An 8,102-nucleotide genomic window follows, 5' to 3' on the forward strand; every position below is an offset into this window, starting at 1 on the left:
CATGCGAATTGACAACCCAAATATATGTAAAGCATAATAAATACCGTAGGGGGGTATAGTAATGGCCGAAGAACAGAAAAAAGTTTATTTATACCAAGAACATAAGGATATGTTGCTCAAGAATTTGCGGAAAATCGAGGGGCAGATCCGCGGCGTGCAAAAAATGATTGAGGACGACCGCTATTGCGTTGATATATTGACACAAATCGCGGCTATCAAGGCAGCCACAAACAAGATCGGCCTCACATTGCTTGAGTACCATACCCGCGGTTGCGTAAAAAAAGCGATACGAGAACAAGCGGACGAAGGTGAACATTATATTCAGGAATTGATGGAGGTCATGAGGATTTTTACTAGATAATTTGAGACCCTGTCATTTGAAAGGGGGTGAAGGAAATGACCAAAACAGTGACTTTACAAGTCAATGGGATGTCCTGCAACCATTGTGTCAACGCCATTGAGAGCGCTTTGAAAGAAATCGGCGGAGTGGATTCCGTTCGTGTGGATCTCGATGCTGGACGAGTAACTGTCACGTATGATGAAACGATTGTTGACTTGAACAACCTGAAAGATGCGATTGAAGAAGAGGGATATGATGTAGTTTCGTAAGGACCCGCGGAGCTGGAATGATTCTAGCTCCCGTTTTCCTCTTATCAGGTAAAAGTTGCCCGCAGGAGGGATGATCATAGATGACAACACAAACGGCAGAGCAGCAAGGAAGGAAAGTTGAATCTCCAGAGGAACGAGTCACGCTTGGCATTACCGGAATGACCTGTGCGGCTTGTGCCACGAGGATCGAAAAAAAACTGTCCAAAATGAAAGGGGTTAAACAAGCAGGAGTCAATCTTGCATCCGAAAAAGCGATCGTTGTATTTGATCCCCAGCAGGTGTCTGTCGATCAACTGATCGAGCAAGTACAGAAGACGGGATATGGTATTCGTAACGAAAAGGTTATTTTTGCAATCCATGGAATGACTTGTGCAGCTTGCGTGAATCGCGTCGAAAGAAGCCTTAAGAAAGTAGATGGGGTCGTACAAGCCGTTGTCAATCTGGCCAACGAGAAAGCAACCGTTGAATATATCCCTGGCATAACAGATGTCGATCAGTTGATTCGAGCCGTGCGAAAAGCCGGCTACGATGCAAGGGTGGCGCAGGAGCCGGATACTGAAGCGGAAAACGAGGCACAGCAAAAAGCATATCGTGAATGGAAGAGGCTGTTCCTGGTGAGTGTACTTTTATCCGCTCCGTTTCTTTTACAAATGCTATCTGATTTTATGCTTTCGTATACGCCTGGGGTGGCTTTTCATTTTATGATCCCCCCTTATCTACAGCTTGTTTTCGCTTCTGTCGTTCAATTTTATGCAGGATGGCGTTTTTACAAAGGCGCCTTTCACGCATTGCGCGGCGGGAGTGCGAATATGGATGTGCTCGTATCCATGGGAACATCGGCGGCTTATCTTTACAGTTTCGTCTCCGTTCTTATGGGAAATTGGACGCATCTGTATTTCGAAAGCTCCGCGGTCGTAATCACCTTGATTCTCCTCGGTAAACTGTTGGAAGCAAGAGCCAAGGGACAGACATCCCATGCGATCAAAACACTTATGGGATTACAAGCAAAAACCGCTCGCGTGATTCGTGAGGGTCAGGAAGTGGATATACCCATAGAGGATGTGCAAGTTGGGGATATCATTTTTGTGCGTGCAGGGGAAAAAATACCGGTTGATGGTATCGTTCTAGAAGGCAGCAGTACGGTCGATGAGTCGATGTTAACCGGCGAAAGCATGCCTGTGGCGAAGCATGTAGGAGACACAGTGATCGGAGCGACGATCAATAAGCACGGTTCCTTCAAGTTTCGCGCCACGAAAGTGGGAAAAGATACAGTACTGGCTCAGATCATTAAACGGGTAGAAGAGGCACAAGGATCAAAGGCACCGATTCAACGATTGGCAGATGTGATTTCAGGTGTTTTTGTCCCAATTGTGATCGGTATCGCCTGCTTGACATTTGCGATCACTTATGTTGTGAGCGGATTCACTCCCGCGCTTATTCATGCGGTTGCCGTCTTGGTCATCGCTTGTCCTTGTGCGTTAGGACTGGCGACTCCAACAGCCGTAATGGTCGGTACCGGAAAAGGAGCGGAAAACGGAATATTGATTAAAAGTGCTGAACACCTCGAAAACGCGTATCGTATCACGACGGTGGTTTTGGACAAAACAGGTACGATCACAAAAGGTGAACCGGAAGTTACAGATATTGTTCCGCTTGGGAACTATACTTTGACAGACCTGCTGCGAGTAGCGGCTACAGCGGAGAAGGGCTCGGAACACCCCGTCGGTGTCGCGATTGTAAACAAGGCCAGGGAAAAAGGGCTTTCGTTGAAGAATGTCTCCCGTTTTCAAGCGATCCCCGGACATGGGATTGAGGCGGAGATCGAAGGGAAACAGCTGTTGATCGGCAATATGAAATTGATGCAGGCATATCATGTCGAGTCAAAGCCTGCGATCAAGCAAATGGAACAGTTGGAAGCCCAAGGAAAGACGGTCGTTTTGATCACCGTCGACAAGCATCTGGAAGGGATCATCGCCGTTGCCGATACGGTCAAGGAAACGTCCGCCGAGGCCGTTCGTCGCTTACGGAATTTAAATATCGAAGTGATTATGCTCACGGGCGACAACCGGCGTACGGCAAAAGCGATCGGAGAGAAAGTGGGAGTGAAACGTGTCCTTGCGGAAGTCCTTCCCGAAGAAAAAGCAGCACAAGTGGAAAAATTGAAGCGGGAAGGGAAAGTCGTGGCGATGGTTGGAGACGGAATTAACGATGCCCCTGCTCTCGTAGCGGCGGATATCGGCATTGCGATCGGTACCGGAACGGACGTTGCAATGGAAGCGGCCGACATCACTTTGATGCGCGGTGATCTGCTAGGGGTTGTCGACAGTATTCTTTTATCGAAAGCGACCATGCGCAAAATCCGTCAAAATCTCTTCTGGGCATTTGCATATAATGTGGTCTTAATCCCGATTGCAGCCATAGGCTTGTTGAATCCAATTTTGGCCGGTGCCGCGATGGCTTTCAGTTCGGTATCGGTAGTTTCGAATACCCTCTTGTTGCGTGGCTGGAAACCTGCTCGGGGGTAAGAACCGTGTGGATCATGCATATACTTTAGTCAATGGTACCATATCTATAAGAACAGCAAAGTATTACCATTTTCGATAGTCCCCCCCATGCCGCGAGCGGCACCATCAGAGGATGAAAAGATTCTTGTGAGGGAAGAAGTATAAGGCTATCTCAAGAAACGGAGTGGCTTTTGGGTGGGTTGTATCGCTTTGCGGCGAAGAGGTGAGTTGAAGGTCGTCCCGCTTCCTTTCGGACGTTAAGGCATATGCTTTGCGCGTAATAGCGACTTTGGAAGTCGTCTCGCTTCCTTTCGGATGTAAAAGGGTATATGCATTGCGCGTAATAGCGACTTTGAAGGTCGTCTCGCAACATATGATTATAATTCCATGCGAGACGACCTTCACGGAGCATAAGCGCAATGCATATACCCGCTGAAACGGCCTCCACGGAGCATGAGCGCAAAGCATATGCCTCAAAGACGACCTTCATCGACCCCAAGCGCAAAGCGATACACCCACTCAAGCACTAGTTTTCAAGACAGGGAGAACCATATGAAAAAACGTGTTTTGATTCTAGGTATTCTAGTCATCTTAGGTTTGGCATTGTCCATGTTCTTGACAACTGGCGGATCAGCGAAACAAACGGTTTCCCCTGATACCAAGACAGGACCGGAGCTGAAACATTCGTTGCCGCAACCGGGGGATTCAGCCCCCGATTTTGTCCTCGCCGATATGGAGGGACGTTCGCTGAAGCTTAGTGATTTGCGCGGTAAGAAAGTGTTGATCAATTTCTGGGCGACATGGTGTCAACCATGTCACGATGAAATGCCGGAACTCGTACAAAAATATGAAGAATATAAAGACAAAATTGCATTTTACGGGATTAACTTGACAAACATGGAGGGCGGGAATCTGAGCGAGATGCGAAACTTCTTGCAACAGTACCATGTCAGCTACCCTGTCTTGCTTGACAAGGAAGGACGGGTGGCCAACCAGTACAAAATCATTGGGATTCCTACAACACTGACGATTGATGCGAACGGCATCATTGTTGACCGTTTCACAGGTTCGTTGACTGAAACCAACATGGAAAGAATGATCCAAAACTTGTTGAAAAGGTAGCATTGTACTGAAAGCGAATGGCTCCCCTACCATGTGAAAACTGCCAGATCAGGATACCATCGACGTCTTACCTGCAGAATCAAGTATGCCGGGGTGAAGCATGTCTTCCTGTAAAACAGCATACGTATGTAATGATATGGATTGATATTCGGAATGTGTATGATGAAGCTTTAAAGAAAGGAGTAGGGAAATGCGGATCCCCGTTAGTCGATGGTTGCCTGCGCTTGCCGCTCTTACGATCGTGACGTTCGCCTGGGGATGTTCATCAAATACGACAGAAACCGCTTCTTTAGACTCTTCACCACTTCATGTTTCCTTTTCGACAACTCCGCCTTCTACTGTCAAAGTGGGTGATCAAGTTACGATTACGGTTACTGTCTCGCAAAACGGTAAACCGGTGGAAGATGCGAAAGACGTTACATTTGAGGTTTGGAAGGAAAAGCAGGATCAACATGAAATGATCAAAGCCAATAAGAATGGGGACGGTGTTTATTCAATTCCGTATACGTTTCGCCAAGAGGGCACTTATTTCATTATGTACCATGTGACGGCACGAGATCAACATAGTATGCAAAAGATGGAACTCAAAGTGAGTAAGCGATAGTACATGAAAAAGCCACCGTTTGGTGGCTTTTATCAGGATTCGCGCAAGACAGACTGAATGTCTTTTTCTATGTCCTGCAGATTCATCTCTAGACCATATACTTTACGTATATTTCTATTTTTGTCGATCAAAAAGGTTTTCACTGAGTGTGTAATGATTCCGGACTGATTGTCGGTCTCAATAAATACAGAATACTTTTGCAGTACCGATTGGGTTGTTCCAAGATCGCCGTAAAGAAATTCCCATCCTTTCGGGTCTGCACCTACCTGTTTGGCATACGCTTTTAAGACTTGTCCCGTATCTCTTTGCGGGTCGATCGTGATTGAAATAAACTGCACGTCTTTTGCGAACAGCCCTTTTTGTTTCAAGTCGTTCTGTAAGACGGTCATGTCGTGCGTGATGGTGGGACAAACGGTTGGGCAACTCGTATAGATGAAAGTGAGGAGACGCACCTTATCATCAGAATCTTTTAATTGTACGGGCTTGCCATCTTCATTCCTCAATGAAAAATTATAGGCGTGATCGATGACCGGAAGTCGATGGTAACCCATGTACAATAAATAAGCGATACAGCCAATCACAGAGACAATGAGTAGGGAAGCAATGAAAGTAAACCATTGTTTGCGTAAAAATTGAGTAAATGAAGTCATCAAACATCCCCCCACTACATGCTATATTACTGAATATTTAAAGGTAGACCAGTCTTTTTCGATAGTGAATGATGAGATCTTTCTCACCGCTTACTCAAGCAAAGCTTTCGTTACACGTTTCGGGGAAACGTAATGAAGCTTAATCGAATTGATAAAAGGCGAAAATGAAAGAATCGTAGAGTATAGTAGCGAATCATGTGAGGTATTTTTGTTATAGGAGGAATTTTGTTTCCGGGAGTTTCATGAAGAGAATTGAGATGAGGCGCATAGCATGATAAGATAACACCTGTCGCCGCGATGAGCGGTGATGATGAAAGAAAAGAAGAGATTACCTCTTGCAAAATTAGTTGCGAGATGGTATATTGAAAAAGTCGCTTTTGCGACGGTCGCTCTTTGAAAACTGAATCGTGTAGGGAGCTAGGATGTTTGATTTTGTCGGCTCTTCGGAGCGTGACATACAATCTTTCTTCGAGAGTTTGATCCTGGCTCAGGACGAACGCTGGCGGCGTGCCTAATACATGCAAGTCGCGCGGATGGAGAGGAGCTTGCTCCTTGAAGTCAGCGGCGGACGGGTGAGTAACACGTGGGCAACCTGCCTGGCAGACGGGGATAACGCTTGGAAACGAGTGCTAATACCCGATACGCTCTTCATGGGCATCCGTGAGGAGGGAAAAGGCGCTTCACGGCGTCACTGCCAGATGGGCCCGCGGCGCATTAGCTAGTTGGTGAGGTAACGGCTCACCAAGGCGACGATGCGTAGCCGACCTGAGAGGGTGACCGGCCACACTGGGACTGAGACACGGCCCAGACTCCTACGGGAGGCAGCAGTAGGGAATCTTCCGCAATGGGCGCAAGCCTGACGGAGCAACGCCGCGTGAGTGATGAAGGTCTTCGGATTGTAAAACTCTGTCTTCCGGGACGAACCGATAGGTGAGGCAATGCTCCTATCCTGACGGTACCGGAGGAGGAAGCCCCGGCTAACTACGTGCCAGCAGCCGCGGTAATACGTAGGGGCAAGCGTTGTCCGGATTCACTGGGCGTAAAGCGCGCGCAGACGGCTTTCTGCGTCCGGGGTGAAAACCCGGGGCTCAACCCGGGACGGCCTTGGATACGGGAGAGCTTGAGGGTCGGAGAGGCAAGGGAATTCCACGTGTAGCGGTGAAATGCGTAGAGATGTGGAGGAACACCTGTGGCGAAGGCGCCTTGCTGGCCGATTCCTGACGTTGAGGCGCGAAAGCGTGGGGAGCAAACAGGATTAGATACCCTGGTAGTCCACGCCGTAAACGATGAGTGCTAGGTGTTCGTGGGCTCATACCCATGAGTGCCGAAGCTAACGCATGAAGCACTCCGCCTGGGGAGTACGGTCGCAAGACTGAAACTCAAAGGAATTGACGGGGCCCGCACAAGCAGTGGAGCATGTGGTTTAATTCGAAGCAACGCGAAGAACCTTACCAGGGCTTGACATCCCGCTGACCGGTCTGGAGACAGACCTTCCCTTCGGGGCAGCGGTGACAGGTGGTGCATGGTTGTCGTCAGCTCGTGTCGTGAGATGTTGGGTTAAGTCCCGCAACGAGCGCAACCCTTGTGTTGTGTTGCCAGCATTCAGTTGGGCACTCACAACAGACTGCCGACGACAAGTCGGAGGAAGGCGGGATGACGTCAAATCATCATGCCCCTTATGTCCTGGGCTACACACGTGCTACAATGGGCGGTACAACGGGATGCGAAACCGCGAGGTGGAGCCAAACCCTGAAAACCGTTCGTAGTTCGGATTGCAGGCTGCAACTCGCCTGCATGAAGCCGGAATTGCTAGTAATCGCGGATCAGCATGCCGCGGTGAATACGTTCCCGGGCCTTGTACACACCGCCCGTCACACCATGGGAGTTGGCAACACCTGAAGTCGGTGGGGTAACCTCTCTGAGGAGCCAGCCGCCTAAGGTGGGGCCGATGACTGGGGTGAAGTCGTAACAAGGTAGCCGTATCGGAAGGTGCGGCTGGATCACCTCCTTTCTAAGGATGTTATGACGAGGTTCGGCTCACGCCGAACGATCTCCCTACACGATTTGGTTTTGAGGGAGTGAATCCTTCACTTGCTCCTTGAAAACTGGATAACGAATATGAGAAGACATTGCAAAGGGAACTGCATAGCAGTTTGCAATGGAACTGGAATCAACCGAGTCACTTTGTAGATTAAGCTACGAAGGGCGCACGGAGGATGCCTTGGCGCCAGGTGCCGATGAAGGACGGGGCTAACGCCGATACGCCTCGGGGAGCCGTAAGCAGGCTTTGATCCGGGGATTTCCGAATGGGGCAACCCACCCCGCGTAATGGCGGGGTATCCACTGCTGAATCCATAGGCAGTGAGAAGGTACACCAGGGAACTGAAACATCTTAGTACCCTGAGGAAAAGAAAACAACAGTGATTCCCTCAGTAGTGGCGAGCGAACGGGGAAGAGCCTAAACCGCATGTGCTTGCACAGGCGGGGTCGTGGGCGTCTCACATGGAGTTACCAATCCTTTTCGTAAGAGAACGGCTTGGAACGGCCGACCAGAGAGGGTGACAGTCCCGTATCTGAAACGAAGAGGACTCGAGACGGACCCCGAGTACCGCG

The 8,102-nt window shown here is 49.1% G+C and carries 6 protein-coding genes and 2 rRNA genes (1 of these 8 cut by a window edge); 7 read left to right on the top strand and 1 reads right to left on the bottom strand.

Annotated features, from left to right (window positions below):
• The first annotated feature begins 109 nt into the window (after positions 1-109).
• The 5 genes from DNHGIG_RS09040 to DNHGIG_RS09060 all read left to right on the top strand — a co-directional run bounded on the left by DNHGIG_RS09040 (position 110) and on the right by DNHGIG_RS09060 (position 4,839).
• Entirely contained in the window at positions 110-361 is a 252-nt protein-coding gene (locus DNHGIG_RS09040; protein ID WP_439647770.1) for a metal-sensitive transcriptional regulator, read from the top strand.
• 35 nt (positions 362-396) lie between these two features.
• A complete protein-coding gene (copZ, locus tag DNHGIG_RS09045; RefSeq protein ID WP_282199351.1) occupies positions 397-609 on the top strand; it encodes a copper chaperone CopZ in 213 nt (70 codons plus the stop codon).
• An 80-nt stretch (positions 610-689) separates the two neighbouring features.
• Positions 690-3,134 (top strand): heavy metal translocating P-type ATPase, encoded by a 2,445-nt coding sequence (locus DNHGIG_RS09050; protein WP_282199352.1) that lies wholly within the window; start codon positions 690-692, stop codon positions 3,132-3,134.
• Between the two features lie 531 nt (positions 3,135-3,665).
• Complete coding sequence (locus tag DNHGIG_RS09055) at positions 3,666-4,235, top strand: TlpA family protein disulfide reductase (RefSeq protein ID WP_282199353.1); 570 nt, start codon at positions 3,666-3,668, stop codon at positions 4,233-4,235.
• 190 nt (positions 4,236-4,425) lie between these two features.
• On the top strand, positions 4,426-4,839 hold the full coding sequence (locus tag DNHGIG_RS09060; protein ID WP_282199354.1) for a FixH family protein: 414 nt from the start codon (positions 4,426-4,428) through the stop codon (positions 4,837-4,839).
• Positions 4,840-4,871: 32 nt separating this feature from the next.
• Here DNHGIG_RS09060 and DNHGIG_RS09065 read toward each other — a convergent pair whose 3' ends face one another.
• Complete coding sequence (locus DNHGIG_RS09065; RefSeq protein ID WP_282199355.1) at positions 4,872-5,489, bottom strand: SCO family protein; 618 nt, start codon at positions 5,487-5,489, stop codon at positions 4,872-4,874.
• Positions 5,490-5,953: 464 nt separating this feature from the next.
• Here DNHGIG_RS09065 and DNHGIG_RS09070 point away from each other — a divergent pair.
• Together DNHGIG_RS09070 and DNHGIG_RS09075 are read left to right on the top strand one after the other, a co-directional pair.
• Positions 5,954-7,500: ribosomal RNA gene (locus tag DNHGIG_RS09070) — 16S ribosomal RNA — on the top strand.
• A 178-nt stretch (positions 7,501-7,678) separates the two neighbouring features.
• Positions 7,679-8,102 (top strand): 23S ribosomal RNA (locus tag DNHGIG_RS09075); it runs 2,617 nt beyond the window's last position.
• The 16S and 23S rRNA genes sit together here, the layout of an rRNA operon.

It is taken from the genome of Collibacillus ludicampi (genome assembly GCF_023705585.1).
GTDB classification, from domain to species: Bacteria; Bacillota; Bacilli; order Tumebacillales; family BOQE01; genus Collibacillus; species Collibacillus ludicampi.

Excerpts from the sequence above, each read along its gene's own strand:
- DNHGIG_RS09065 (WP_282199355.1), bottom strand. The coding sequence starts at position 5,489 with ATGACTTCATTTACTCAATTTTTACGCAAACAATGGTTTACTTTCATT.
- DNHGIG_RS09040 (WP_439647770.1), top strand. The coding sequence starts at position 110 with ATGTTGCTCAAGAATTTGCGGAAAATCGAGGGGCAGATCCGCGGCGTG.
- DNHGIG_RS09060 (WP_282199354.1), top strand. The coding sequence starts at position 4,426 with ATGCGGATCCCCGTTAGTCGATGGTTGCCTGCGCTTGCCGCTCTTACG.
- DNHGIG_RS09055 (WP_282199353.1), top strand. The coding sequence starts at position 3,666 with ATGAAAAAACGTGTTTTGATTCTAGGTATTCTAGTCATCTTAGGTTTG.
- copZ (WP_282199351.1), top strand. The coding sequence starts at position 397 with ATGACCAAAACAGTGACTTTACAAGTCAATGGGATGTCCTGCAACCAT.
- DNHGIG_RS09050 (WP_282199352.1), top strand. The coding sequence starts at position 690 with ATGACAACACAAACGGCAGAGCAGCAAGGAAGGAAAGTTGAATCTCCA.